General features: G+C 65.0%; 25 protein-coding genes and 1 pseudogene. 14 read left to right on the top strand and 12 right to left on the bottom strand.

From position 1 onward, the window contains the following. Positions 1–42: 42 nt before the first annotated feature. Positions 43–1,080, bottom strand: coding sequence for a phosphatidylglycerol lysyltransferase domain-containing protein (locus O7A05_RS30795; protein WP_337097012.1), 1,038 nt, complete (start codon positions 1,078–1,080; stop codon positions 43–45). A gap of 233 nt (positions 1,081–1,313) precedes the next feature. Here O7A05_RS30795 and O7A05_RS30790 point away from each other — a divergent pair, with 233 nt between their 5' ends. Together O7A05_RS30790 and O7A05_RS30785 are read left to right on the top strand one after the other, a co-directional pair. Continuing rightward, the gene (locus tag O7A05_RS30790) at positions 1,314–1,805 is read left to right on the top strand and encodes a MarR family winged helix-turn-helix transcriptional regulator (RefSeq protein WP_337097011.1); all 492 of its coding nucleotides are present in this window, start codon (positions 1,314–1,316) and stop codon (positions 1,803–1,805) included. Next, positions 1,802–2,482: a GNAT family N-acetyltransferase gene (locus O7A05_RS30785; RefSeq protein ID WP_337097010.1), complete on the top strand. Its 681-nt coding sequence runs from the start codon at positions 1,802–1,804 to the stop codon at positions 2,480–2,482. The genes O7A05_RS30790 and O7A05_RS30785 overlap by 4 nt, the downstream gene beginning before the upstream one ends. A 96-nt stretch (positions 2,483–2,578) precedes the next feature. Here O7A05_RS30785 and O7A05_RS30780 read toward each other — a convergent pair whose 3' ends face one another. Beyond that, positions 2,579–4,576 carry a PhoX family protein gene (locus O7A05_RS30780; protein ID WP_337097009.1) on the bottom strand — a complete coding sequence of 666 codons (1,998 nt, stop codon included), beginning with the start codon at positions 4,574–4,576 and terminating at the stop codon, positions 2,579–2,581. 247 nt (positions 4,577–4,823) lie between these two features. Here O7A05_RS30780 and O7A05_RS30775 point away from each other — a divergent pair, with 247 nt between their 5' ends. The 3 genes and pseudogenes from O7A05_RS30775 to O7A05_RS30765 form a co-directional block, all read left to right on the top strand. After that, complete coding sequence (locus O7A05_RS30775; protein WP_337097008.1) at positions 4,824–5,162, top strand: hypothetical protein; 339 nt, start codon at positions 4,824–4,826, stop codon at positions 5,160–5,162. Positions 5,163–5,180: 18 nt separating this feature from the next. After that, a complete protein-coding gene (locus O7A05_RS30770) occupies positions 5,181–5,882 on the top strand; it encodes a phosphatase PAP2 family protein (protein ID WP_337097007.1) in 702 nt (233 codons plus the stop codon). A gap of 25 nt (positions 5,883–5,907) precedes the next feature. Next, positions 5,908–6,730 (top strand): annotated as a pseudogene (locus O7A05_RS30765) (SulP family inorganic anion transporter); the annotation flags it as partial. Positions 6,731–6,739: 9 nt separating this feature from the next. On the opposite strand, the gene O7A05_RS30760 reads toward O7A05_RS30765, so the two are convergent. Both O7A05_RS30760 and O7A05_RS30755 read right to left on the bottom strand, forming a co-directional pair. Next, positions 6,740–7,666, bottom strand: a complete 927-nt coding sequence (locus O7A05_RS30760; RefSeq protein ID WP_337097030.1) for a DMT family transporter — start codon at positions 7,664–7,666, stop codon at positions 6,740–6,742. 172 nt (positions 7,667–7,838) lie between these two features. Then, the gene (locus tag O7A05_RS30755; RefSeq protein WP_337097005.1) at positions 7,839–8,696 is read right to left on the bottom strand and encodes an SMP-30/gluconolactonase/LRE family protein; all 858 of its coding nucleotides are present in this window, start codon (positions 8,694–8,696) and stop codon (positions 7,839–7,841) included. Between the two features lie 113 nt (positions 8,697–8,809). On the opposite strand from O7A05_RS30755, the gene O7A05_RS30750 reads away from it, so the two are divergent. Further along, the gene (locus O7A05_RS30750; protein WP_337097004.1) at positions 8,810–9,595 is read left to right on the top strand and encodes a helix-turn-helix domain-containing protein; all 786 of its coding nucleotides are present in this window, start codon (positions 8,810–8,812) and stop codon (positions 9,593–9,595) included. A 7-nt stretch (positions 9,596–9,602) separates the two neighbouring features. Here O7A05_RS30750 and O7A05_RS30745 read toward each other — a convergent pair whose 3' ends face one another. Together O7A05_RS30745 and O7A05_RS30740 are read right to left on the bottom strand one after the other, a co-directional pair. Next, complete coding sequence (locus O7A05_RS30745) at positions 9,603–10,535, bottom strand: CHAD domain-containing protein (protein ID WP_337097003.1); 933 nt, start codon at positions 10,533–10,535, stop codon at positions 9,603–9,605. After that, complete coding sequence (locus O7A05_RS30740; protein WP_337097002.1) at positions 10,532–11,005, bottom strand: CYTH domain-containing protein; 474 nt, start codon at positions 11,003–11,005, stop codon at positions 10,532–10,534. The genes O7A05_RS30745 and O7A05_RS30740 overlap by 4 nt, the downstream gene beginning before the upstream one ends. Before the next feature lie 91 nt (positions 11,006–11,096). Here O7A05_RS30740 and O7A05_RS30735 point away from each other — a divergent pair, with 91 nt between their 5' ends. From O7A05_RS30735 to O7A05_RS30720, 4 genes are read left to right on the top strand one after another with little or no spacing between them, the layout of a single operon-like run. Then, positions 11,097–11,801: a CerR family C-terminal domain-containing protein gene (locus O7A05_RS30735; RefSeq protein ID WP_337097001.1), complete on the top strand. Its 705-nt coding sequence runs from the start codon at positions 11,097–11,099 to the stop codon at positions 11,799–11,801. Next, entirely contained in the window at positions 11,798–12,763 is a 966-nt protein-coding gene (locus O7A05_RS30730) for an HlyD family secretion protein (protein ID WP_337097000.1), read from the top strand. The genes O7A05_RS30735 and O7A05_RS30730 overlap by 4 nt, the downstream gene beginning before the upstream one ends. Continuing rightward, the gene (locus tag O7A05_RS30725) at positions 12,760–13,680 is read left to right on the top strand and encodes an ABC transporter ATP-binding protein (protein ID WP_337096999.1); all 921 of its coding nucleotides are present in this window, start codon (positions 12,760–12,762) and stop codon (positions 13,678–13,680) included. The genes O7A05_RS30730 and O7A05_RS30725 overlap by 4 nt, the downstream gene beginning before the upstream one ends. Positions 13,681–13,688: 8 nt before the next feature. Continuing rightward, positions 13,689–14,825, top strand: a complete 1,137-nt coding sequence (locus tag O7A05_RS30720; protein ID WP_337097029.1) for an ABC transporter permease — start codon at positions 13,689–13,691, stop codon at positions 14,823–14,825. Between the two features lie 252 nt (positions 14,826–15,077). Here the strand turns inward: O7A05_RS30720 and O7A05_RS30715 are convergent, their stop codons facing one another. Together O7A05_RS30715 and O7A05_RS30710 are read right to left on the bottom strand one after the other, a co-directional pair. After that, entirely contained in the window at positions 15,078–16,052 is a 975-nt protein-coding gene (locus O7A05_RS30715) for a threonine/serine dehydratase (RefSeq protein ID WP_337096998.1), read from the bottom strand. Positions 16,053–16,222: 170 nt separating this feature from the next. Next, positions 16,223–17,476, bottom strand: a complete 1,254-nt coding sequence (locus tag O7A05_RS30710; RefSeq protein ID WP_337096997.1) for a DNA recombination protein RmuC — start codon at positions 17,474–17,476, stop codon at positions 16,223–16,225. 103 nt (positions 17,477–17,579) lie between these two features. Between O7A05_RS30710 and def the strand changes: the two genes are divergently transcribed. The 4 genes from def to truA all read left to right on the top strand — a co-directional run bounded on the left by def (position 17,580) and on the right by truA (position 20,427). After that, entirely contained in the window at positions 17,580–18,110 is a 531-nt protein-coding gene (gene def / locus O7A05_RS30705) for a peptide deformylase (RefSeq protein ID WP_337096996.1), read from the top strand. Positions 18,111–18,116: 6 nt separating this feature from the next. Then, positions 18,117–19,052 (top strand): methionyl-tRNA formyltransferase, encoded by a 936-nt coding sequence (fmt, locus tag O7A05_RS30700; RefSeq protein ID WP_337096995.1) that lies wholly within the window; start codon positions 18,117–18,119, stop codon positions 19,050–19,052. Further along, entirely contained in the window at positions 19,049–19,555 is a 507-nt protein-coding gene (locus tag O7A05_RS30695; protein WP_337096993.1) for a GNAT family N-acetyltransferase, read from the top strand. The genes fmt and O7A05_RS30695 overlap by 4 nt, the downstream gene beginning before the upstream one ends. A 116-nt stretch (positions 19,556–19,671) precedes the next feature. Then, positions 19,672–20,427, top strand: coding sequence for a tRNA pseudouridine(38-40) synthase TruA (gene truA, locus O7A05_RS30690; protein WP_337096992.1), 756 nt, complete (start codon positions 19,672–19,674; stop codon positions 20,425–20,427). A gap of 12 nt (positions 20,428–20,439) precedes the next feature. Here truA and O7A05_RS30685 read toward each other — a convergent pair whose 3' ends face one another. The 4 genes from O7A05_RS30685 to dapE form a co-directional block, all read right to left on the bottom strand. Further along, a complete protein-coding gene (locus O7A05_RS30685) occupies positions 20,440–20,757 on the bottom strand; it encodes a type II toxin-antitoxin system RelE/ParE family toxin (RefSeq protein ID WP_337096991.1) in 318 nt (105 codons plus the stop codon). After that, the gene (locus tag O7A05_RS30680; RefSeq protein ID WP_337096990.1) at positions 20,754–21,035 is read right to left on the bottom strand and encodes a type II toxin-antitoxin system ParD family antitoxin; all 282 of its coding nucleotides are present in this window, start codon (positions 21,033–21,035) and stop codon (positions 20,754–20,756) included. The genes O7A05_RS30685 and O7A05_RS30680 overlap by 4 nt, the downstream gene beginning before the upstream one ends. An 83-nt stretch (positions 21,036–21,118) precedes the next feature. Next, positions 21,119–21,724 carry a transporter gene (locus O7A05_RS30675; RefSeq protein ID WP_337097027.1) on the bottom strand — a complete coding sequence of 202 codons (606 nt, stop codon included), beginning with the start codon at positions 21,722–21,724 and terminating at the stop codon, positions 21,119–21,121. A 2-nt stretch (positions 21,725–21,726) separates the two neighbouring features. Continuing rightward, positions 21,727–22,926: a succinyl-diaminopimelate desuccinylase gene (gene dapE, locus O7A05_RS30670; RefSeq protein ID WP_337096988.1), complete on the bottom strand. Its 1,200-nt coding sequence runs from the start codon at positions 22,924–22,926 to the stop codon at positions 21,727–21,729. Between the last annotated feature and the right edge of the window lie 139 nt (positions 22,927–23,065).

The raw sequence follows: 23,065 nt of genomic DNA, 5'->3' as shown, positions 1-23,065 counted from the left end.
GAGGTGGCCCGGCGAAGCCGGGACGGAGAGGGGAAGCCTGCTCTAAATCGCCTTCAGCAACCGCAGCAGGCCCAGCATTTCCACGAAAGTCCCTTTGCGGAACGCGATATAGGTCGGCTCCTCGACGCCGTGGAAGCGGCGCTTGAAGGCTGCCTGGCCCTGCAGGTTGAAGCGCGAGCGGTTGACCCAGGGCGAGTTGTAGGCGCGCTGGAACGCGCCGCGCCAGAAGCTCGATTCGGCAAAGCCGCTGGGTTCGATATCGAGCAGCGGCGAGAGCCCGAGCGTAACCTGCGAGATGCCTTCCTCGCGAAAACGGTCGACGGCGAATTTGGTCAGGCCGATCTCGGCATGCGGCGTGGCGTCGGTCTGCTTGCGCTTGAAGGATGTGGTGTAGCCGATGACCTTGCCGTCGCGGAACAGCGGGTCGAAATCGAGGATGGCGAGAAGCCGGCCTTCAGGGCTGTGCAGGAGGAAGCGGCGCATGTCGACGCCGAGCTCTTCGGAAAAGCGGCGGTTGAGGAAACCCATCTCCCAGCGCTTGATGATGCGCTCCTTGCGCCAGTCGGCGGAAAGCTGGACGATCTCCTCGTGCAGCCTGTCGCCCCTGTCCTCGGCGATGGTAAAGCCCTTCTTCGTCAGCCAGCGTTCGGAATAGCGTACGGTCTCGTTGCGCTTGCCGGAAAAATCATGCGCCGGCAAAAGCAGCCTGGTATCGATGCCGAGGCGATTCACCATGTAGCCGAGGCCGGCGAGCACCCTGGCCGTGTCGGCGCCGATCTGGACGAACCAGGGGCAGCCGGCGGCTTCGACGAAGCGCTTGATATAGGCCGCGCGATCCGCCGGATCGACCACCGGATCGCCCAGCGCGAAATGCCGGCCCATCTTGGTGCCGAAGGCGATGTAGCCGTCACCGTCGCTGAAATAGGACAGTTTCTGCTGCACGGCCGTCGAATAGGCGAGCGAGAAATCGCCGTGGCGGCGCACCAGCGCCAAGCGTTCGGCATCCGTCAAGTCGCGCCGCGGAACCTTGGGCGCCACGGCGTCGAGAAGCCTGTCGAAATAGATGCGCAGGGGCGCCATGAGCTCCGCGTGCCAAGAAGTGACGACCTGCCGCCCTCAGGTCGCGAATCGCTGGCGACCGCTGCCGGCCACGTCGCGTCAGCGCGATATAGGATGCAATTGGCCGCGAATGAAGGGCAAACGTCCGAAAGCGTCCGTATCGTCCACCGGCTGCCGCAACGGACATGCGAAAGATCGGTTGATATTTCCATGTCGTGTTATATATCAAGTTATCGATATGCGACGGGCTTATTATGGAAGACGTTCTCCGATCCCTCGGCTTTCTCTGCCTCGGCAGCCGGATGAAGCGCATAGGCGAGCAGTTGCAGGCCGACACGCAGCGCGTCCTCGACCGCCTGGACATGCGCATCCAGTCGAGCCAGTACCCGCTGCTCGCCGCGCTCGACAGGCTGGGTCCGCTGCCGGTCGGCGAGCTGGCGCAATCCTTGGGCATCGCGCAACCAGGCGTGACGCGCAGCGTGGCGCTGCTAGCCGAACTGGGGCTGGTCGAGGTCAACCCTTCGCAAGACGACCAGCGGCGCAGGATCGTTTCGCTGAGCCGCAACGGCCGGCGGCTGGTCGACCAGGCGAAGCGGGAGATCTGGCCGAGCATCGAGAATGCCGTGGCGGATTTGTGCGCCGATCTTTCCGGGCCGCTGCTCGGCCAACTCGCGGCAATCGAGGATCGCCTGGCCGCAACGCCACTCTATCGCCGCGCCGAAAACGCCAAGGTGGCCGCATCGTGAAACATGTTCTCGACCGCCCCATCTGGAGCGCGCTTGCAACGCGGCACCGGGCCTTCGCTGAAGGCGGCGACCTTGCCCGGCGATATCGCCCGTCGATCGTGCCCTTCGCTGCCACTGTCGCCGACGATGCGGACAGCCTGTGGGCGCTGGCCGGGCTTCTCCCGCCGGGCGAAACAGCCATCCTGGTCCAGGCGGATGAGATCGCGCTGCCGCCGGAAATCTCCGCGATCTCGGCAGCGCCGCTGGTGCAGATGATCGCCGAAGCGCTGATGCCATCGGCGTCCGATGAGCGCATCCGGCAGCTGGCAAAAGACGATGCCGAGGAAATGCTGGCGCTCGCCTCGCTCACCAGGCCCGGCCCCTTCACGCTGGAGGCGCTGAGCCTCGGCGATTTCTGGGGCATCAGGATCGATGGCAGGCTGGCGGCGATGGCCGGCGAGCGCATGAAGCAGCCCGGTTACAGCGAGCTCAGCGGCGTGTGCACGCATCCGGACTTTCGCGGCGGCGGCCTTGCCCGCCTGCTGTCGGTGTTCGTGGCCGGCCGGATCGCGGCACGCGGCGAGGTTCCATACCTGCACGCCTATGACAGCAACGCCGCGGCGATCAGCCTTTACGAGTCCATCGGCTTCCGCTTGAGAAGCAGGATGAACATGGTCATGGTTCAACGCGCGGAGTGACCGCCCGACAGTCGTGCTTCGCCCTGGAATGACGACGTTGGGGAGGCTTGCGCCCAATCCCAACTCGAGTTGTCGGTCTGCGCCACCCTCAGCGCATCAAACTGCGATCTTGCCGCCGCCCTGCTTCGTAATCGCAACGACGGACGGACGCACCGGCATGTCCGGCTTGAAGTCCGGCCAGCGGGTCGACGGATCCTCATAGTAGGAGGGACGGCCGAACCCTTCCCAGTCCTCGCCGCCGTCGCCCGGATGCTGCACGGCGACGAAAGCGGTCTGGTCGTCCGGCGCGAACAGCGGGCCGCACATTTCGGCGCCGATCGGCACGCGGAAGAACAGTTTCGACGTTGCCCGCGCGGCACCCTCGGTGTCGACGGCCCAGAGGCCGTCTGTGCGGCCGGTGGCCTTTGGGCCCTGGCCGTCGGTGGCGACCCACAGACGCCCTGCCGAATCGACGGCGCAATTGTCAGGCATGCCGAACCAGCCATGGGCGGTGGTCGCGGTCGAGAAGGTGGCGCCGACATCGGCCACGGAAGGATCGCCGCATTTCAACAGCACTTCCCACTTGCCTTTGGTGGCGGCGAAATCGCCGCCGTCTTCGACGATCTCGATGATATGGCCGAAAGCGTTCTCGGCGCGCGGATTTGCGGCGTCGACCTGCTCGGCCTTGCGCTTGGAATTGTTGGTCAGCATGACATAGACCTTGCCGATGCCGGCATTGGGCTGGATGTCCTCCGGCCGGTCCATCTTGGTGGCGCCGAGCAGGTCGGCGGCGCGACGCGTTTCGATGAGAACATCGGCCTGGGAAGCAAAGCCGTTCTCCGCCGTCAGCGGCGCTTTTCCAAACACGATGGGCATCCATTCCACCGAACCGTTCTCGGCGAATTTGGCGACATAGAGCGTGCCGTCGTCGAGCAGGTTCATGTTGGCGGCGCGGTCATTGGGGTTGAACGTGCCGGCGGTGACGAATTTGTAGACATAGTCGAAGCGTTCGTCGTCGCCGAGATAGAAGACGACGCGGCCGTCCTTGGCGACGATTGATTCGGCGCCCTCATGCTTGAAGCGGCCCATGGCGGTGCGCTTTCTAGGCACCGAGTTCGGATCGTTGACGTCGACCTCGACGATCCAGCCGAAGCGATTGGGCTCGTTCGGCTCCTTGGCAAGGTTGAAGCGGTCGTAGTGCGCGCCCCACTCATAAGCGCCTTCCGGAATGCCGAGGCGCTTGTAATTGGCGGCTTCCTTGTGGCCCTCCGGCAATTCGCCCGAGAAATAGCCGTGGATGTTCTCCTCGGCCATCACATAGGTGCCCCAGGGCGTGACACCGCCGGCGCAATTGTTGAGCGTGCCGAAGACCTTGGTGCCGGACGGGTCGGCATTGGTCTTGACGCGGTCGTGGCCGGCGACCGGGCCGGACAGCGCCATCTCGGTGGTCGACATGATGCGGCGGTTGAGCTTGCCGTCGCGCACGACCTGCCATTTGCCGTCCTGCTTGCGGATCTCGACGATGGTGCCGCCATGCGCGGCCATCTCGACATCGACCTGCTCCTTTGAGAGCGGCGCGACCTCGGCCTTCTTCTTTCCGTCCTTCTCGACGATCGAAACGATGCCGGGGAACATCAGGTGCGGGTTGGTGTATTCGTGGTTGACGACCAGAAGGCCATGCTCGGCCGAGCCGTCGATCGGGATATAGCCGACATAGTCGTTGTTGTAGCCGAACTGTTTCGCCTGGGCTTCGGCCGACTGCTTCAGCGGATCGAACTCGGGCGAATCGGCGAACAGCGGATCGCCCCAGCGCAACAGCACGTCGGCGTCGTAGCCGGGCGCGACATGGTGCTTGTCGTCGATCCCAGCCTCGAGCTCGTCGAACTTGAAGGCCGAACCTTCCGCGGCGCGTGCCTCGTCGGCCGCGATCAGCGCCAGCGGGCTTACGGTGGCGGCGATGGCCGAGACGGCCAGCGAACCCATGAGAAAGCCGCGACGCGAGAAACGCGCGGCGATGATCTCGCCCATGCTGCGGTTGTCGGTCAGGTTGACCGGCGGGCCGTCATTGTCCTCGAGCTGGCTGGTGCGGAAGCGGGTCTCAGGGGTCACGGTCATAGGCTGTTCCTCTGGCTTCTTGAGGTGGCTGGGATTTTGACCTTTCGACACCTAAAGCGCGCCGATCACATTTTCGTGACACAATCGTGATTGAACCGCAAAGGCTGTTTGCCGGCTGAGCAGCGCCGGCCGGCTTGGATCCTCGAAATAGGCGAACGATCGACCGCGATCGGCTTGACGGCCTCGCCCGCTTCGGGAAACAAGGGCTGCGGCCGGCGTGGTGACGGCGCTTGAAAGGGGACGGCGGGTGAGTTTCTGGGGACTGGCGCAGCTCGGCATTTCGACCGTGATGTTCGTGCTGGCGGCGATGGCGGCCAAGCAATGGGGGCTGGCGCCGAGCTTGGCCAAGCTGCTTTTGACGCTGGCGCTCTACTCGGCCGGCAATCTGATCATGCTCAGGCTGGTGCGCGAATTCGGCATGTCGGTGTCGTTCAGCCTGTCGGCGGTGATCCAGCTGGTCGCGGTCAATGTCGTGGCGCTCGTCTTTTTCGGCGAACGGCTCAATGCCTTGCAGGCGACCGGCATGGTGCTGGCGATAGCCGCCGTCGCGCTGATCACGCTCGGGCCCTATATTCAGCGGCTGTAGCTGGACCCGAGGGCCCGAATGAAATCGACCGCCAACGCGCTCCTCAACAGGTTGGAATTCCCGGTGCTGCTGGCCGGGCTGGTGATCGCCGGCGGGCTGTGGGGCCTGGTGGAACTCATGGAGCTGGCGCGCGCCACGACCCCGCACGCCTTCGACACGGAAATCCTGCTCGCCTTCCGTCATGCCGGGCAGCCGGATAGCCCGATCGGCCCGCCTTGGCTGGAGGGCGCGGTGCGCGACGTCACCGCGCTGGGCAGCACAGCCGTGTTGGTTCTGATCACGACGGCGACCATCCTCTATCTGCTCTTGATCCGCAGACCTTCGACAGCGCTCTTCATGTTCGCGGCGGTGGCGGGCGGCCAAGTGCTTTCGAGCTTGCTCAAGTTCGAGGTCGACCGGCCGCGACCCGATCTCGTCTCGCATCTCGTCAACGAGACATCGCTGTCCTTTCCGAGCGGCCACGCGATGCTGTCGGCGATAACCTATCTGACGCTCGGCTCGCTGGCGGCCCGCTTCCTGCCGGACCGCAGGACGAAGGTCTTTGTGCTTTGCCTCGCCGTGCTCACCACCGTGCTGGTCGGCGCCAGTCGCGTCTATCTCGGCGTGCACTGGCCGTCCGACGTGCTTGCCGGCTGGTGCGCGGGTTTTGCCTGGGCCATGCTGTGCTGGCTTGCGGCGCGGCTGCTGCAGCGACGCAAGGTCGTTAAGGACAGCGAATAACCAATGTCTCACCCACATTAAATGATGCTTGATACAGGCACAGGGCATCGCCAATATCGGCTCGGCGCTGTCCGGCGGGATCTGCGTGACTGGACTGATCGCGCGCACGGCGACCAACATCCGCGCTGGCGCGCATGGACCGTTGTCGGGAATATTCCATTCCGCCTTCCTGCTGCTGTTCATGCTGGTGGCTGCGCCGCTTGCCAGCTACGTCCCGCTGGCGGCACTTGCCGGGGTGCTGGCCACGGTGGCCTGGAACATGGTGGAGAAGCCCGCCTTCCTGGCGCTGATCCGATCGTCCTGGGGCGACGCCCTGGTGCTTCTGGTCACCTTCGGACTTGTCATCTTCCGCGACCTCGCCACCGGCATCGTGGTCGGCTTCGCGCTGGGCGCTCTGCTGTTCATCGGGCGGATGGCGCGTTCGGTCGAGGTGGAGGCGCATGTCCCGCCGGTGACGGAGGACCGCGCCGACGACGCAAATGGCGGACGCGTTGCCTATGACCTCGCCGCCGCCAGATCCGGATACCGTCATCTTCCGTATATCCGGGGCCTTCTTCTTCGGCGCTGCGGCAACGATCGCGACCGTGCTGGACCGTATCGCCGACCAGCACAGGAACTTCATCGTCGATTGCTCGGCTGTGCCCTTCCTCGATTCGACCGCGGCAAACGTCATCGAAAGCACGGCGAACAACGCAAGGCGCGCCGGAGGACGCTTCATCATCGCGGGCGCATCGTCGCAAGTCAGGCGCACCCTGATAAGCCATGGCGTCAAGCGGCCGCTGGTGACCTATGCAGCCTCGATCCGTGACGCGCGGGCGCAGCTGGACGGAAAAGCGGAGACGGCGTAGGCGCCCTGCTCAAACGGTCGCTTCGATCGGCTCGGCAAGCTTGGGGCTGGCTCGTGCGGCGATCAGGCAGCCGGCGACGATGAGACATGCGCCCGCCAGCGTGGTCCAGGCCACCTTCTCGCCGAAGAAGAACCAGCCAAGCGCGATCGCCCAGATGAAGGCCGAGTATTCTGTCGGGATGAGATATTGCGCTTCGGCGCGGGCGTAGGACCAACTCATCAGGAATTGGCCGGCGAGCGACAGCATCGTCACGCCTGCCAAGGGAAGCCAAAGTTCTCTCGGCAGCGCAACGGCAAGCCAGGGCGCCGCGCAACCAAGGATGATCCCGACGAAGACATTCTGGAACAGCATGATCTCGACCGGCTTGGCCAGAAGCGCCTGTCGCCGGGCGAGGATCAGATTGTAGCCGTAGAAGACCGTCGATACGAGCACGGCGACCGTGCCCAAAAGCGCATCCTGCGAATGGCCTGCCTGCCCGAACTGGCCGGCCAGTATGATCAAGACGCCCGCGATGCCAGCCAGCGACGCCCACACCGCCTGCCGCCTTATGCGCTCGCCCAGCAACAATGCGGCGAGGAAAAGCGCAAACAACGGCGCGACGAAGCTCAGGCCTATGGCCTCGGCGAGCGGCAGCCTGGCGAGACCCCAGAAGAACGAGACTAGGACGATGCCGACAATGACGGCGCGCAGCGCATGCAGACCGAGCACCGGGAGGCTCGGTTTCGAGCGCGGCCCCGTCGACCAGGCCGCGCCCGCGACCACGGTCGCGACCATGCTGCGCCATAGCACCGTATTGTAGACGCCGACCGCGATGACCAGCGACTTCATCGCCGCATCCATGCCCGACAGCAGCAAGATCGCCAGCGCGCAGACGAGCACCGGGATCTTCGGGGAAACGGCGCCGTTCAGGCTGGATGTCTTCACGGCTTCGCTCACATGACGGATTGCCGCCGAATAGTCCGGAGCGGGCGGCGAAACCAGATGGCAGCCGCCACCGACATGGCGGTCCAATGCCGAGCGGCGAGGCGAAAACTCGCCTCGCCGCTACAGTGCCGAGATGTGAAACGCTGTCCCGCCGGCGTTGCAATGCTTCTCCGCCGCGACATGCTTAATCGAGTGACAGCGCCGTGACCTCGCCCTCGCCCATCAACGGCACATAGATGGTCGCCTTGCCGTCCGTGCCGATATCGGCGCTGCCCGGCTTGAAGGTCGCTACCACCGTCGGCGCGCCGCCGGGCTTGTAGCTGTAGAGCGTGCCGGTCATGTAGGCGGTGGCGTAGATGGTGTCGCCAATGGCGATGACGCCGTCGAGATCGGCGAATTTTTGGGCGCCGGGCAGCGGCGTGACCTTCTTCGTGGCAAGGTCGACCGACAGCAGGCCGCCGGGCTCGGCGGTGCTGAAATCGGCCTTGTTGATGCCTTTGCCCCAGGAGGCGACGATCAGCCTGCCGCCATCGGCGAACACGCCGTTGGGCGAGGCGAGCAGCGCATCTTTGACGAACAGTTCCGGCGCGTTCCCGTCGATGCGGTAGATCGTGTCGGCCAGCATGTCGCTGACATAGACCTTGCCGGCGCTGTCCTGCGTCATGTCGTTGAGGAACACGGCGCCGGGCACATCGATGGTCTTGACCAGTCTGCCGCTGGCGAGATCGACGACGCGGACCTTGGTGATATCGGCGGCATAGAGCCTGCCGCCGGTGATCGCCATGCCCTTGGGCGCGTCCAAGCCCTCCACCCAGTGACGCGCGAGGACCTTACCGTCCATCGACAGCAGCGACAAATAGCCATTGCCGTCCACTGCGCCGGGGTTGCCGACGATGTTGGAAACGACGATGCGGTTGTGGGCGGCATCGACAAGCGCCGATTCCGGCTGCTCGAAGCCGGTGGCGCGCCAGAGCTCGCCGGCCTGCGCAGCGGATATGACGGAGATGGCGGTGAAGGCGGCCGAAGCGATGAGATTTTTCATGGATGCTCTCCTGTGATGACGGCCGAGAGCTAGGCTTTCCGATACTTTCCGGGAAGCCGGAACAGGACTAGTATCGCAATTCAATACGAATTCGCACGAATGAGGCGCAGTCCATGAACGGTCCGATCTTCGAGGCGCTGAAACGGACGCTGAAGGCCAAGGGCCTGACCTACCGGACGCTCGCCGAGCGCATGGGCGTTTCCGAGCCGACGGTGAAGCGTATCTTCCATGAGAAGAACTGCAAGCTCGACCGGCTGGTGGAGATCTGCGCCGCGGCCGATGTCGAGCTGGAGAACGTGCTCGGCGCGATGAACCGCGGGCCGGGTCCGGCCAACCGCGTCCCGCCGGAGATCGAGCGCCGGCTGGCGGCGCGGCCGGCCCTGCTCTTCGTCTTCGTCATGCTGTCGGAGAAGTTCACGCCCGAAGGCATCATGCGCTCGCAAGGCCTGAGCGAAGCCTCGATGTTCCTCTATCTGCGCGACCTCGAGGAGCTCGGGCTGGTGGCGCTGGGACGCGGGCTGTCGGCAAGGCTGCTGGTCGACGCGCCGATCCAGTGGGATTTCGAGGGGCCGCTGAAGCCGCATTTCGAGATGACCAACAAGAACTTCATCGGCTGGGCGATCGGCCATATGGAGCAGGCCGCAACCTTCATCAGCTTTTCCCGGCGGATGCGGCCCGAAACGGCGGAAATGCTGCGCCGCGAGGCCGACGAGCTCGCCGAACGTGCCAGGCTGCTTGCCCATCACGACCAGCACACCACGCCCGAGGACCAGCTCACCGGCTACAAATGGACCTTCGCCTTCGGCGCGACGCCGTTTCCGGCGATCATGCCGATCGGCCCGCATCCGAGGGATGCGGGCGCCAGGGCGGCGAAGGACAAACGGGCGTTGCCGGCGTAGCGGAGCGTCACGCCGCCTTCGCTTCTTCCTGGGGTCCGGCGAGATCGTCGCGCGCCTTGCGGGCAAGTCTCTTGGCCGAGCGTTTCGGGCTGTCGCCGAACAGGTCGGCGGCATCGGCAAGACAGGCTTTGATCAGGCTCTTTTCGGAGCGCTTCAACAGCTTGCGCAGAAGCCCGGTCTCGTCGGCGGGGCCGAGCGGCTCGCCTTCGGCATCGAGCAGCGCGCGCATGACGAAGACGTCGTGCAGCTCGCCGAGCTCTTCGCCGAGCTTGTCGACCGCCTTGCGGCGGCCCTTGATCGGCGTCGGCCATAGGCGGCCGAGCAGCGACAGATGCATGCTGTGCGTCTTGGCCGCCTTGCGCAGATCGTGGAAATCGTCGGCCTCGCCGCGCGAGCCGGCCTTGTCCAGCGCCTTCCTGGCGCGCCGCAAGGCGGCGCGGGCGCCCTCGGCCAGGATGTCGGCGGCCTGCTCGGGCTGATCGGGCAAGGCCAGCCTGTCGATGCGTTCGAGGCCTTCCCGGCAGGCAGCTATGGCCGCATTGATGGCGGCGTCGAGGCCGGGACCGGCATGGAGCTCGTGCTGGCGCAGCACCAGCCGTTCGCGCACGGGGTGGAGACCGCCCCTTGTGGATTGTTCCGGAAAGGCGTCGGCCAGACGGTCGATGGTTTCGATGAGAGCGGTCGCCTCGCGTGGACCGGCAAGCAGTGCCGACACCTGCTTATAGCATTCGTTCTCGGTCTGGCAGAACGGTTCGTCCCCGGAACGAACCAAGCGCAGCAAGGCGCGCACGTTCTTCAGCCGCTTGCGGCATTTGTGCAGCCCCTGCTCCGGCTTCTCGCGCGCCATTTCAAGATGGCCGAGCGCCTTGCCGATCTCGTCGGCCAATATGCGCCTGACCTCACCGCTCAGAGGCAAGCGCGGATCGATGCGGAAACTCATGCGGCGATCTCCGGAATCCCCCCGAGGGCCAGCGACGCGTTGTAGAACCTCGACTCGCCGGTGACCTCGCGACCGAGCCAGTCGGGCAGCATTTCGTCAGATACGTCCTCCGGCGTCTCCAGCTCCGCGATCACCAAACCCGCGAGCTTTCCGCCGAAAACATCGACTTCATAGAGATAGCCGCGGTGTCTAACATGGTGGCGTGTCTTCTCGATGACACGTCCGACGGCAAAGGCCATCAATTCCTCGGCCTCGGCAAGCGGGATGGAATATTCGAATTCGTCGCGCTCGCGCGCCCTGTCGCCGAACTTCAGCGTCAGCTTGGCGGAGCGCCCGTCGCTGATGCGCACACGCACCGTGCGACCGGGCTGTGCCGCCACATAGAACTGGCGAATGCGGATATCCGCCTCGACCTCATCGCGCCAGGCGGGATTGGAGACCAGGAACTTACGCTCGACTTCCTTGCCCATGGCCGCGCACTAAAGCCTGTGAGGGTCGCGAAGGCAAGCCGACTCAGCTGTCGATTTGACTTTAATCAATCGATTGATTAAATACGAACGTATGAACAAGCAGCCACACGCCAAGAAGCATCAGCGCGAAGCCACCACCGCCGACCAAACGCGCGCGGCGCTGGTGCATGCGGCGCTCAAGCTGTTCGGACGGCAGGGTTTCGATGGCACCTCGACGCGCGAGATCGCGGCCGAGGCCAAGGCCAATATCGGCTCGATCGCCTACCATTTCGGCGGCAAGGAAGGCCTGCGCGCCGCCGCCGCCGACTTCATCGTCGAAACCATCCAGGGCATAGCCGGCCAGGCGCTGGGCGCGACCCAGGCGGCCGCTCCGGCAAACCCGGACGCTGCGAGAGCACAGCTTTTCGCGGCACTTGAGCGGATGGTAGGCTTCGTCGTGGCCAGTCCGCAGGCCGGCGAGATCGTACAATTTGTACTTCGCGAACTCTCGCATCCGACTGCCGCGCTCGACCGTATATATGCCGGCGTGTTCGAGCCGACGCACCGGCGGCTGTGCCAGATCTGGGAGCAGGCGACCGGCGAACCGGCCGAGAGCGAAGCGACCAAGCTCACCGTTTTCACGTTGATCGGCCAGGCCATCTATTTCCGCATCGGCCGCGAGGCGGTGATGCGCCGGATGGGCTGGCGCGGAATCGGCAATGAAGAGGCCGCCAAGGTGGTGGCGGTCACGACCGACAATCTCAGGGCAATGCTGGCGGCGCGCGCTGCGCGCGCCGGCAAGAAGGGCAAATCATGAGCTTTCTCTGTTCGCTGCCGCTCGCCGCCCAGCTGTTCGGCGCCTGCGCGCCGGCAGCCCCGCTCGCGGTCGGCTATGTCGAAGGCGAATATGTGCTGATGGCGCCGATCGAAGTGGCGCAGGTGGCGACAGTGACGGTCAGGCGCGGCGACCGCGTCGAGATCGGCGCGGCTGTGGCGACGCTGGAAGATGCCGACGCCAAGATCGAGGTGGCGCAGGCGAAAGCTGCGCTTGCGCAGGCCCAGGCGCAGCTTGCCGACCTGCAGGTCGGCAAGCGTCCCGAAGAAATCGCCGTCCTCAAGGCCGAGGTCGACATGGCCAAGGCCCAGGCCGCCGACGCCAAGCGCAAATACGACCGCGCCAGCGACCTCTACAAGCGCGGCACCGGCACCCAGGCCGATTACGACACCGCCTCGGCCTCGCTCGAGACCGCCAACGCCCAGGTCGGCCAGGCGGAGGCCAATCTCGCCGTCGGCAATCTGCCGGCGCGGGCCGAGACCATCAAGGCCGCCGACAACCAGGTCAAGCAGGCGCAGTCGACCTTGCGGCAGGCCGAGTGGCGGCTGTCGAAGCGGGTTCTGACCGCGCCCTCGCCCGGCCGCGTCAACGACGTCATCCGCAATCCCGGCGACACGGCCGGGCCGACCGCGCCGGTGATCTCGATGCTGCCCGACGGCGCCGTGAAGCTTAGCGTCTATGTGCCCGAAAACGCTTTTTCGTCGGTCAAGCTCGGCACCGAGCTCAATGTCCATTGCGACGGCTGCGTAGCAGGGCTGAAGGCGCGCGTCAGCTACGTCTCGCCCGATCCCGAATTCACGCCGCCGGTGATCTATTCGCTCGAGAACCGGCAGAAGCTGGTCTATCTCGTCGAGGCCCGGCCGGAGGGCAATGCTGGACCCTTGCAGCCCGGCCAGATCGTCGATGTCGACTTGGCCGACATCGGGGCGGATCTCGGGCAATGAACGTCGTCGACGTTCGCGGCCTGGTCAAGCGCTTCGGCGACAAGACCGTCGTCGACCATGTGACGATGACGGTCGCCGAAGGCGAGATCGTCGGCTTCCTCGGGCCGAACGGCTCGGGCAAGACGACGACCATCCGCATCATGTGCGGACTTTTGACGCCGGACGAGGGAGACGGCACGGTGCTCGGCTTCGACATCCGCACCGACGCGCTCAGGATCAAGCGCGAAGTCGGCTACATGACGCAGAAATTCTCGTTCTACGAGGACCTGACGATCGGCGAGAACCTCGAATTCGTGGCGCGGCTCTACCGGCTGAAGCCGGTCGAGGAGTATGTCTCGCGCACGCTTCAGGATCTCGGCCTGACGAGCCGCCGCAACCAGCTCGCCGGCACGCTTTCCGGCGGCTGGAAGCAGCGGCTGGCGCTGGCTGCCTGCATCATGCACGAGCCGAAGCTGCTTCTGCTCGACGAGCCGACAGCGGGTGTCGATCCCAAGGCGCGGCGCGAGTTCTGGGACGAGATCCATCGCCTCGCCGGCGGCGGGCTGACCGTGCTCGTCTCCACCCATTACATGGACGAGGCCGAGCGCTGCCACCGCATCAGCTACATCTCTTACGGCAAGATGCTCACCACCGGCACGGTGGACGAGGTGGTGAAGAATGCCGGGCTGACCACTTTCGTGCTGCAGGGGCCGCGGCTCGATCAGGTGGCCCAAGCGCTGCAAGGCCGGCCCGGCGTCGACCAGGTGGCGCCGTTCGGCGCGACGCTGCACGTCGTCGGCTCCGACAAGGCGGCGCTCGAAAAGGCGCTCGCCGATGTCGAGAAGGAGCATAAGGGCGTCACTGTGAAGCCCGGCGAGACCAGCCTCGAGGACGTGTTCATCCAGTTCATGTCCGGATCGAAGGACAATATGGCATGAACGATGGCATGAACGCGGTCTTCTCCTTCGCCAGGCTGGGCGCGCTGCTGACCAAGGAATTCATCCAGATGCGGCGCGATCGCATCACCTTCGCCATGATGCTGGGCGTGCCGCTGATCCAGCTGGTGCTGTTCGGCTATGCGATCAACAACGACCCGAAGAGCCTGCCGGCCGCGCTCGTGGCGACCAGCAGCGATTCTTACACGCGGGCGATGGTCTCGGCGCTGCAGACAACGGGCTACTACCGCTTCGACCATGTCGCGCAAAGTGCCGAGGAAGCCGAATTCCTGATGGCGCGCGGCGACATCTCCTTCGTCGTCACCATCCCCGCCGATTTCGCGCGCCGCGTCGAGCGCGGCGACAACCCGCAGATACTGATCGAGGCCGACGCCACCGACCCGGCGGTGGCCAGCGGCGCCATCTCGACGCTCAGTACCGTCGCCGGCCAGGCGCTGCTCAGGGCGCAGGGCACGCAGGAAACGGCCAAGGAGGCGGCGCGCGGCCAGCTCGATGTCGTCGTGCACCGGCGCTACAACCCTGAAGGCATCTCGCAATACAACATCGTGCCCGGCCTGCTCGGCGTCATCCTGCAGATGACGATGGTGATGATGACCTCGATCGCGCTGACGCGCGAGACCGAACGCGGCACGATGGAAAACCTCCTGGCCATGCCGTCGAGCCCGCTGGAGATCATGCTGGGCAAGGTGCTGCCCTATCTGGTGGTGGGCGCGGTGCAGGTGGTGGTGGTGCTAGCCGCGGCGAAGCTGCTGTTTGCCATTCCCTTCATGGGCTCGCTGTCGCTGCTGCTCTCGACCGTGCTGGTGTTCGTGCTGTCGCTGGTGCTGCTCGGCTACACGATCTCGACGATCGCGCGCACGCAGATGCAGGCGCTGCAGCTCACCTTCTTCTTCTTCCTGCCTTCGATCATGCTGTCGGGCTTCATGTTCCCCTATCGCGGCATGCCGGGCTGGGCACAGACTTTCGGCGAGATTTTCCCGCTGACGCATTTTCTGCGCATCACCCGCGCGGTCATGCTGAAAGGGGCGGAGCTTCCGGCGGTGGCGACGGAAGTCGGCTGGCTGGTGGTGTTCGTGGCATTGTTTGCCGGCGTAGCGCTGGTGCGGTTCAGGCGCACGCTGGATTGATCAAAGCGCGGCGGAAAAGGTTTGACGCTGGAGGGACAGCACCTCCCTCTGGCCTGCCGGCCATCTCCCCCGCAAGGGGAGAGATTGGCAGCTCCGCCGACGGCACTTTTCTGCGACGTCGGCGATTGGCGAAAGCGAAGGCGACAGCTGATCTCCCCCCCCTTGCGGGGGAGATGGCCGGCAGGCCAGAAGGGGGTGTAGAGGATCGCGGCGATTACGACTTGCGGGCCACCGCACTCTTCCGCGAAAAATCTACGCCGCCATGATCTCCGAATAGGTGCGGAAATCGACATTGCCGCCGGACAGGATGACGGCCACGCATTTGCCGGCAAGGTCGATCTCGCCGGTAGATAGCGCGGCAAACGCGACGCAGCCGCCGGGCTCGACCACAAGCTTGAGATAAGCCATGGCGTCGCGCATCGCCTGGGCGGCCGCCTTGTCGGAGACGGCGATGGCGCCGGCGAGATTCCGGCGGTTGATCTCGAAGGTGATGGCGCCGGGCTCGGCGGTAAGCAGCGCATCGCAGATCGAGCTATGGCCGGGTTCGTTCGAGACCCGCTCGCCCTTGGCCAGCGAGCGGCGCGTGTCGTCGAAATGCTCGGGCTCGACCGCCCAGACTTGCGTGCGCGGCGAGGCGTCCTTGACGGCGACGGAGATGCCGCTCGACAGGCCGCCGCCGCCGCAAGGGACGACGACGGCGTCGAGGGTCACGCCGAGCGCTTTCGTCTGCTTCATCAGTTCCAGGCCGATCGTGCCCTGGCCGGCAATGATCGCCGGATCGTCGAAGGGCGGCACCAGCATCATGCCCTTCTCGATATAGGGGCGCACGACAGCCATGCGGTCGTCCTTGAAACGGTCGAACGGCACCACTTCGGCGCCCATCTTGCGGACATTGCCGACTTTCAGCGCCGGCGCGTCGGCCGGCATGGCGATGACCGCCTTAACGCCGAACATGGCGGCCGAAGCCGCCACGCCTTGCGCATGGTTGCCGGAAGAGAAGGCCACGACGCCACGGCCGCGCTCTTCCTCGCTGAGCGACGACAGCTTGTTGTAGGCGCCGCGGATCTTGAAGGAGCCCGTGCGCTGCAGCGTCTCGGGCTTGAACAGGATGCGGCCGCCATAGCGCTTGTTGAGCTCCGGTGATTCGATGAGCGGCGTTTCGACGATCAGGCCGGAAAGCCGCTCGGCGGCGGCGCGGATGTCGGAGATGCCGGGCAGGGTGGTCATGGGCGAGGGCCTTGCGAAGAACGGGATCGCCCATGGTGCACGCAAAAGGCCGCGGCGCGCCAACGAAAAAATGTCATGGTTACAAGGTTGGCGATGGTGGCGCCGTCCGCCTTCATCTTCGCCTATGGAGGGCGAAAGCGAAGACCTGGCCTTCCCTGGTGCTTGACCGGCTACTCGTCGCCCTCGACGACCCGCAGCCTGAGCTGACCCGTCTTTGAATCGGCCACCCGCGCGCCGGCTTCCGCCTTGGCTGAACCGCCGCGCGGCGCCTCGGCCTCGCCCTCGGCGAATTCCAGCGCCTCGATCTTCTGGCCGCGCTTGGTCACCTTCGACGTCGAGACCAGGATGTCGTCTATGTCCCGCGCCGCCTGGCCGAAATGCGTCTGCAGCCGGCGCACCCGCTCGTCGACCCGCGCCACATCCTCCATCAGCCGGATGACCTCGCCCTGGATCAGATGCGCCTGCTCGCGCATACGAGCATCCTTGAGGATCGCCTGGATCACCTGTATCGACAGCATCAGGAGCGAGGGCGAGACGATGATGACGCGGGCGCGATGCGCCTTCTGCACCACCGCCTCGAAATTCTCGTGGATCTCGGCGAACACCGATTCCGACGGCACGAACATGAAGGCGGTGTCCTGGGTCTCGCCCTGGATCAGATATTTTTCGGCGATATCGCGGATATGCACCTCGATGTCGCGCCGGAAAGCCTGCGCCGCCGCCTTCTGCATGTCGGCGCCTTCGGCCGCGCGGATGGCGTTCCACGCTTCCAACGGGAATTTTGCGTCGATGGCGAGCATCGGCGCGCCGTTCGGTATCCGCACCAGGCAATCGGGCCGGCTGCCATTGGAGAGGCTCGCCTGGAACTCATAGGCCCCGTGCGGCAGCCCGTCGGCGACGATCGCCTCCATGCGCGACTGGCCGAAGGCACCGCGCGTCTGCTTGTTGGAGAGGATCGCCTGCAGCTGCACGACCTGGCCGGCCAAGGACTGGATATTGCCCTGCGCGGTATCGATCACCGCCAGCCGCTCCTGCAGCTTGGCCAGGCTTTCATGCGTCGACTTGGTCTGCTCGGCCATGCTCTGGCCGAGACGCCCGGTCATGGCGTCGAGCCGTTGGCCCAGCGACTGGGTGAGCTCGGCCTGCCGCGCCCCGAACACCTCGGCGATGGCGCCCATGCGCCCCTGCATCTCGGCTTGCGCCTGCATAATATCGGCCATCCTCGCCTCGGCATCGCGGGCATGGTCGGCGGCTTCGGCGGCCGCCACCGCGCGCGCGCCGGCCGCATGCCACAAGGCGATGACGAGCGCCACGAACAGCACAAGCAGAAGGATTGCGCCGAAAGCCAGCGTCTGGCCAAGCGTGATGGTCGTGGCGCCAAGCCGCGCGATGGGCTCGGAAAGGATGGAGGTCATGTCGTTCATTTGGGCAGCATAACCGATTCGGCCGCGTGGCACAGATCAAAACGTGAACAGGCCAAAGGTGCCCCGGTTGACGCTTGTCAAGCGAGGTCTTAGGTGAGACGCCATGTCGATCAAGCCGCTCATCATCCTTCCCGATCCCGTCCTGCGCCAGGTTTCCAAGCCGGTGGAGCGCGTCGATGTCGATTTGCGCAAGCTTGCCGACGACATGCTGGAAACCATGTATGACGCGCCCGGCATCGGCCTTGCAGCGATCCAGGTCGGCGTGCCGAGGCGGCTGTTGGTCATCGATCTCGCCAAGGAGGGCGAGCCGCCGGAGCCGCATGTCTTCATCAATCCGGAAATCCTCGAAAGCGCCGACCAGCGCTCGGTCTATGAGGAAGGCTGCCTTTCGATCCCCGATTATTATGCCGAGGTCGAGCGCCCGGCTTCGGTGCGTGTGAAATATCTCGACCGCGACGGCAAATTGCAGGAGATGCAGGCGGAAGGCCTGATGGCCACCTGCCTGCAGCACGAGATCGACCATCTCAACGGCGTGCTGTTCATCGACCACATCTCGAAGCTGAAGCGCGACATGGTGATGAGGAAGTTCAAGAAGCTCGCCAAGGACAAGGCGCCGGGCAAGATGGTGGGGTAGAGGGGCATGCCCCTTCGCGTCATCTTCATGGGCACGCCGGATTTTTCCGTGCCGACCTTGCGCGCTATCGCCGAGGCCGGCCACGAGATCGTGGCCGTCTACACCCAGCCGCCGCGTGCCGGCGGACGGCGCGGGCTGGAGCTGACGCCCTCGCCGGTGCAGCACGAGACCGAACGGTTGGGGCTCGAGGTGCGCACGCCGACATCGCTGAAAAGCGAGGCCGAGCAACAGGCCTTCGCCGCCTTGCAGGCCGATGTCGCGGTCGTCGTGGCTTACGGCCTGCTGCTGCCGAAGCCCGTTTTGGACGCGCCGAGGCTGGGCTGCCTCAACGGCCATGCCTCGCTTTTGCCACGCTGGCGTGGTGCAGCTCCCATCCAGCGCGCCATCATGGCCGGCGATGCCGAAACCGGCATGATGATCATGAAGATGGAAGAGGGTTTGGACACCGGACCGGTGGCGATGGTTGAAAAATGCGCCATCGGACCCGATATGACGGCCGGCGAATTGCATGACCGCCTGATGGCGCAGGGCGCATCGCTGATGGTTGAGGCGCTCGCGCAGTTGGGGATAAATTGTCTGACATTTACCCCGCAGGCGGCGGAAGGGGTGACCTACGCCCGAAAGATCGATAAATCGGAGACACGCGTAGACTGGACGCGGCCTTCTGGCGAAGTCCACAATCACATTCGCGGCCTCTCGCCCTTCCCGGGCGCGTGGTGCGAGGTCGAAATTGGCGGTCGCATGGAGCGGCTGAAACTGCTTCGCTCGACGCTCTCGGATGGCGTCGGCGAGTCGGGAGGAATTCTCGATGACCGGCTGACGGTCGCCTGCGGATCGGGCGCGGTCAGGCTGGTCGAAGTTCAACGGGCGGGCGGAAGGCCTGCCGCCGTGCAGGAGTTTTTGCGCGGAGCCAAGATCGCAAAAGGAATGAAACTCACATGAGTATGATGTCGATACGCGCGGCGACGCCGCGGGATCGCGAGGCAATCCGTCTCGTCGAAGAGCATGCCTTTGGCCAGCAGGCGGAAGCCGGCCTGGTCGACGCGCTGGTCACCGGCGGCGACGCCGTCGTCGAGCTGGTTGCAGAGGAAGACAGCCAGGTCGTCGGCCACATCCTGTTTTCCAGGCTTTACGTAGACAATGGCGGCAAGCGTTTCGCGGCCGTCGCGCTGGCGCCGCTGGCGGTCGAACCCTCCTTCCACGGCACCGGCATCGGCGGCGCGCTGATCCGCGAGGCGCATGTGCGGCTCAAGGAAGCCGGCGAGACGCTTGCCGTGGTCCTGGGTGATCCGACCTATTACGGTCGTTTTGGCTACACCCACGATCGCGCCGGAAAGTTCGAAAGCGAGTATCAGGGCGAAGCGCTGCAGGCCCTGGCTTGGGGCGATGCGCCCGAGACCGGCAGGCTGTTCTACGCTTCGGCCTTCACCGCGCTCGCTGCTTAGAGCATGATCCCGAACCGAAGGTCCGCGTCCGCGAAAAGTGGGAACCGGTTTTCGGATAAGATCATGCTCAGACGAGAAGCCAGTGTCTCGTTTCGATCGCAGACAATTGTCTGAACATGCCGCGTTTTCGGCTCGATATTGAATATGACGGCAGCCAATTCGCCGGCTGGCAGCATCAGGCCGACCAGCCCTCGGTGCAGCAGGCGATCGAGCAGGCGATCGAGAAATTCTGCGGTGAAGATGTAAGAATACGGGCCGCCGGCCGCACCGATGCCGGCGTGCACGCCACCGCCCAGGTGGCTCATGTCGATCTGGCCAAGGCGTGGTCGGGCGACAAGGTGCGCGATGCAGTGAATGCCCATCTGCAGGCGGCCGGCGCGCGCGTCGCCATCCTCAAGGCGGCGGTCGTCGCCGACGGTTTCGACGCACGCTTTTCCGCCACCGGCCGCCACTATCTTTATCGCATCCTCAATCGCCGCGGGCCGGCGGCGCTGGAAAAGGGCAAGGTCTGGTGGGTGCCGAAGCGGCTCGACGCCGGGGCCATGCACGAAGCGGCCAAGGTGCTGCTCGGAAAGCATGACTTCACCACCTTCCGCTCCACCCAGTGCCAGGCCGAAAGCCCGGTCCGCACGCTTGACCGCCTCGATGTCGTCCGCAATGGCGACTTCATCGAGGTGCGCAGCTCGGCGCGCTCGTTCCTGCACAACCAGGTTCGCTCGATGGTCGGCTCGCTGAAGCGCGTCGGCGACGGCTCCTGGAGCGCCGCCGATCTCAAAGCGGCGCTCGAAGCGCGCGACCGCGCCGCCTGCGGCCAGGTAGCCCCGCCGGACGGGTTGTTTCTTGTCGGGGTGGACTATCCGGAGGACGCCTGACGGCGGCGTCGATCAGCCGGCGTCGACCCCGGCGAGTTCGTCCGACCAATTGGCTCCGCCATAGAACAGTCGCAGAATCACGACCCGCTCAGGTTCCACCACGAAGGCGACGGTGATCCGGCGTTCAAACCCGACGACACGAAGCCCCGGCCGCACATCGTCACGAAGCGTGCCGCGTTCGGAGCCATGTTCGAGACGCTCGCAGAACGCTCGTATGCGACTGTCATAGCGGTCCGCCGTGATGGGGCTGCTGGCTTCTGCAACGATAGTATAAATACGATCGAGATCGTCGCCGGCATCAAGCGAGTAGACGACGGCGCGGCGCTTCACGGTTTCTTCTGCGAGTGGGTCTCGTGGCGTTTGCGCGCCCGCTGGGCCATTTCCGCAGGCGAAATGACTTTGCCAGGGTTTGTCTTCAACGCATCATAGGTCGGTGCGACTTCCTCGCGGAGCCAGCGCTCCACAGCGGCGTCGCGCTCCTGAAGAGCGCGAAGCCCCGCGCGGATGACTTCGCTGCTGGTCGCATAGGCGCCCGAGCGGACGAGTTGATCGATGAAGGCGGCTTGCTCCGCCGGCAGGCTGAAGGTGCGTTTTTCGGTGGCGGACATAGATTCCCTCCACGAAGAGAATGGTATGAAATTATCATACCATTCTGCCTCGTAAATTGAAAGACCTTGTCAGTCGGGCAGGATCAACCCGTCGTGCCGTCCGGTATGTCGATGCCGAGCAGCGCCTGCAGGCCGAACAGGACGAGCAGCGAGGCAACGAACATGCCGATGAACACGGCCGTGCCTACGCCGGCGCCTTTGCCGATCGATGCATTGGTCATGCGCCAGGTCAGCACCATCGACAGGGCGAACAGAACCAGCGACAACAGGCTGGTGATCTCGCTGCTGGAGGGGAGGAAGAGCCTGAGCAGCGCCGAGGGCAGCATCAGCCAGGCTATGATCGCCGACGCCCAGTTGGACGCAACGACATAGTGGACGAAGCGGCCGCCTATGCCGGCGCGTGGCGCGACCAGCGCCAGCGCCACCAGTGGCAGCACCCAGGAGCCGAGATCGACGGTCGCCAGCCGGATCAGCATGCCGAGGCGTCCGGCGAAAGCCTCCGGATCGCCGATCTCGTTGGCGATCCCCACCCAGCCCACGATCAGCGCCGGGGCCGCCACGACGATGGCGAAGAAGGAATTCCAAAAACCGTCCGCCGAAAGGTCGAGAAGGCGCAACCCGTCGGCCTTGCCGAACATCAGCCGCCAGGCGCCGGCCAGCGAAGAATAGGTTTCGTCCGCCGAAAGCATGGTCACGAAAGGCCTTGTCCGAACCAGTCTTCGATAAAGCGTTCGTAGATTTGCGTCAGCGTCTCCAGATCGGCAAGGGCGACGCGCTCGTCCACCATATGCATGGTCTTGCCGACCAAGCCGAACTCGACCACCGGGCAGTAATCCTTGATGAAGCGCGCGTCCGAGGTGCCGCCGGAGGTGGAGAGCGCCGGCGTCTTGCCGACCACGGCCCTGACCGAGCTGCTCAGCGTATCGATCAGCCTGTCGTCGCGGGTCAGGAAGACATGGCTTGGCCGGTCGCGCCAGACGAGCTCGTAGTCGACCGGCGTCTTCTTGCCCGGCCGATATTTCCTGCGTCCGGCGGCCTGGTCGAGCCGGTTGTGGATCTCGGCCTGGATCGTCTCTGCGTCCCAGCTGTCGTTGAAGCGGATGTTGAAGGTCGCGGTCGCTTTGGCCGGGATGACGTTGGTCGCCGGATTGCCGACGTCGATCGACGTCACTTCGAGGTTGGTCGGTTGGAAATCCTTCGTTCCCTTGTCGAACACGGGATGGAGCAGCGCGTCGACCAGGCTCATCAGGCCGCGCACCGGATTGTCGGCAAGCTGCGGATAGGCGGCATGGCCCTGGCGTCCGTTGACGATGACGCTGCCGGAGAGAGAGCCGCGCCGGCCGATCTTGATCATGTCGCCGAGCGCATCCGGATTGGTCGGCTCGCCGACGATCGAAGCGTCCCACTTCTCGCCCTTGGCCGCCGCCCAGTCGAGCAGCTTGGTGGTGCCGTTGATGGCCGGTCCTTCCTCATCGCCGGTGACGAGCAGCGACACCGAGCCTTTCGGGCCGCCATTCTTCGCGACGTGGCGCGCAACCGCGGCGACGAAGCAGGCGATTCCGCCCTTCATGTCGACGGCGCCGCGGCCATACATTTCGCCATTGGCGATCTCGGCGGCGAAGGGCGGATGCGTCCAAGCCGCCTCGTCGCCCACCGGCACCACATCCGTATGGCCGGCAAACATCAGATGCGGGCCGTTGCCCGAGCGCCGCGCATAGAGGTTTTCGATGTCCGGCGTGCCGTCTTCCGAGAAGATTGGACGTTCGACCGAGAAGCCGAGTGGCTTGAGCATGTCTTGCAGCGCGGCAACCGCGCCGCCCTCGGCGGGCGTCACGGACGGGCAGCGGATCAGGGCGGCAAGATTCGCGGCGGGATCGGTCGGCAATGTCATGGGCAAAGCGATAGTCGAAAGCGTTTGTCGTGTCACGATGGCAGATGATCGCCGGTCATGCCGCCGACAATATGGTTTCATGGCGTGTAAATGCATGTCGCCCGGAAGTGTGCAGCGGTTCTGGGAGAACGATATGCAT

The organism is Mesorhizobium argentiipisi (SeqCode), from assembly GCF_037179585.1.
GTDB lineage: Bacteria > Pseudomonadota > Alphaproteobacteria > Rhizobiales > Rhizobiaceae > Mesorhizobium > Mesorhizobium argentiipisi.
Note: the sequence above shows the minus strand (reverse complement) of the source record. Positions and strands in the feature narration are given on the sequence as shown.

Coding starts and splice junctions, on each gene's coding strand:
- O7A05_RS30795 (WP_337097012.1), bottom strand. CDS start 1,080: ATGGCGCCCCTGCGCATCTATTTCGACAGGCTTCTCGACGCCGTGGCG.
- O7A05_RS30790 (WP_337097011.1), top strand. CDS start 1,314: ATGGAAGACGTTCTCCGATCCCTCGGCTTTCTCTGCCTCGGCAGCCGG.
- O7A05_RS30780 (WP_337097009.1), bottom strand. CDS start 4,576: ATGACCGTGACCCCTGAGACCCGCTTCCGCACCAGCCAGCTCGAGGAC.
- O7A05_RS30770 (WP_337097007.1), top strand. CDS start 5,181: ATGAAATCGACCGCCAACGCGCTCCTCAACAGGTTGGAATTCCCGGTG.
- O7A05_RS30755 (WP_337097005.1), bottom strand. CDS start 8,696: ATGAAAAATCTCATCGCTTCGGCCGCCTTCACCGCCATCTCCGTCATA.
- O7A05_RS30750 (WP_337097004.1), top strand. CDS start 8,810: ATGAACGGTCCGATCTTCGAGGCGCTGAAACGGACGCTGAAGGCCAAG.
- O7A05_RS30745 (WP_337097003.1), bottom strand. CDS start 10,535: ATGAGTTTCCGCATCGATCCGCGCTTGCCTCTGAGCGGTGAGGTCAGG.
- O7A05_RS30740 (WP_337097002.1), bottom strand. CDS start 11,005: ATGGGCAAGGAAGTCGAGCGTAAGTTCCTGGTCTCCAATCCCGCCTGG.
- O7A05_RS30735 (WP_337097001.1), top strand. CDS start 11,097: ATGAACAAGCAGCCACACGCCAAGAAGCATCAGCGCGAAGCCACCACC.
- O7A05_RS30730 (WP_337097000.1), top strand. CDS start 11,798: ATGAGCTTTCTCTGTTCGCTGCCGCTCGCCGCCCAGCTGTTCGGCGCC.
- O7A05_RS30725 (WP_337096999.1), top strand. CDS start 12,760: ATGAACGTCGTCGACGTTCGCGGCCTGGTCAAGCGCTTCGGCGACAAG.
- O7A05_RS30720 (WP_337097029.1), top strand. CDS start 13,689: ATGAACGCGGTCTTCTCCTTCGCCAGGCTGGGCGCGCTGCTGACCAAG.
- O7A05_RS30715 (WP_337096998.1), bottom strand. CDS start 16,052: ATGACCACCCTGCCCGGCATCTCCGACATCCGCGCCGCCGCCGAGCGG.
- O7A05_RS30710 (WP_337096997.1), bottom strand. CDS start 17,476: ATGAACGACATGACCTCCATCCTTTCCGAGCCCATCGCGCGGCTTGGC.
- def (WP_337096996.1), top strand. CDS start 17,580: ATGTCGATCAAGCCGCTCATCATCCTTCCCGATCCCGTCCTGCGCCAG.
- fmt (WP_337096995.1), top strand. CDS start 18,117: ATGCCCCTTCGCGTCATCTTCATGGGCACGCCGGATTTTTCCGTGCCG.
- O7A05_RS30695 (WP_337096993.1), top strand. CDS start 19,049: ATGAGTATGATGTCGATACGCGCGGCGACGCCGCGGGATCGCGAGGCA.
- truA (WP_337096992.1), top strand. CDS start 19,672: ATGCCGCGTTTTCGGCTCGATATTGAATATGACGGCAGCCAATTCGCC.
- O7A05_RS30680 (WP_337096990.1), bottom strand. CDS start 21,035: ATGTCCGCCACCGAAAAACGCACCTTCAGCCTGCCGGCGGAGCAAGCC.
- O7A05_RS30675 (WP_337097027.1), bottom strand. CDS start 21,724: ATGCTTTCGGCGGACGAAACCTATTCTTCGCTGGCCGGCGCCTGGCGG.
- dapE (WP_337096988.1), bottom strand. CDS start 22,926: ATGACATTGCCGACCGATCCCGCCGCGAATCTTGCCGCCCTGATCCGC.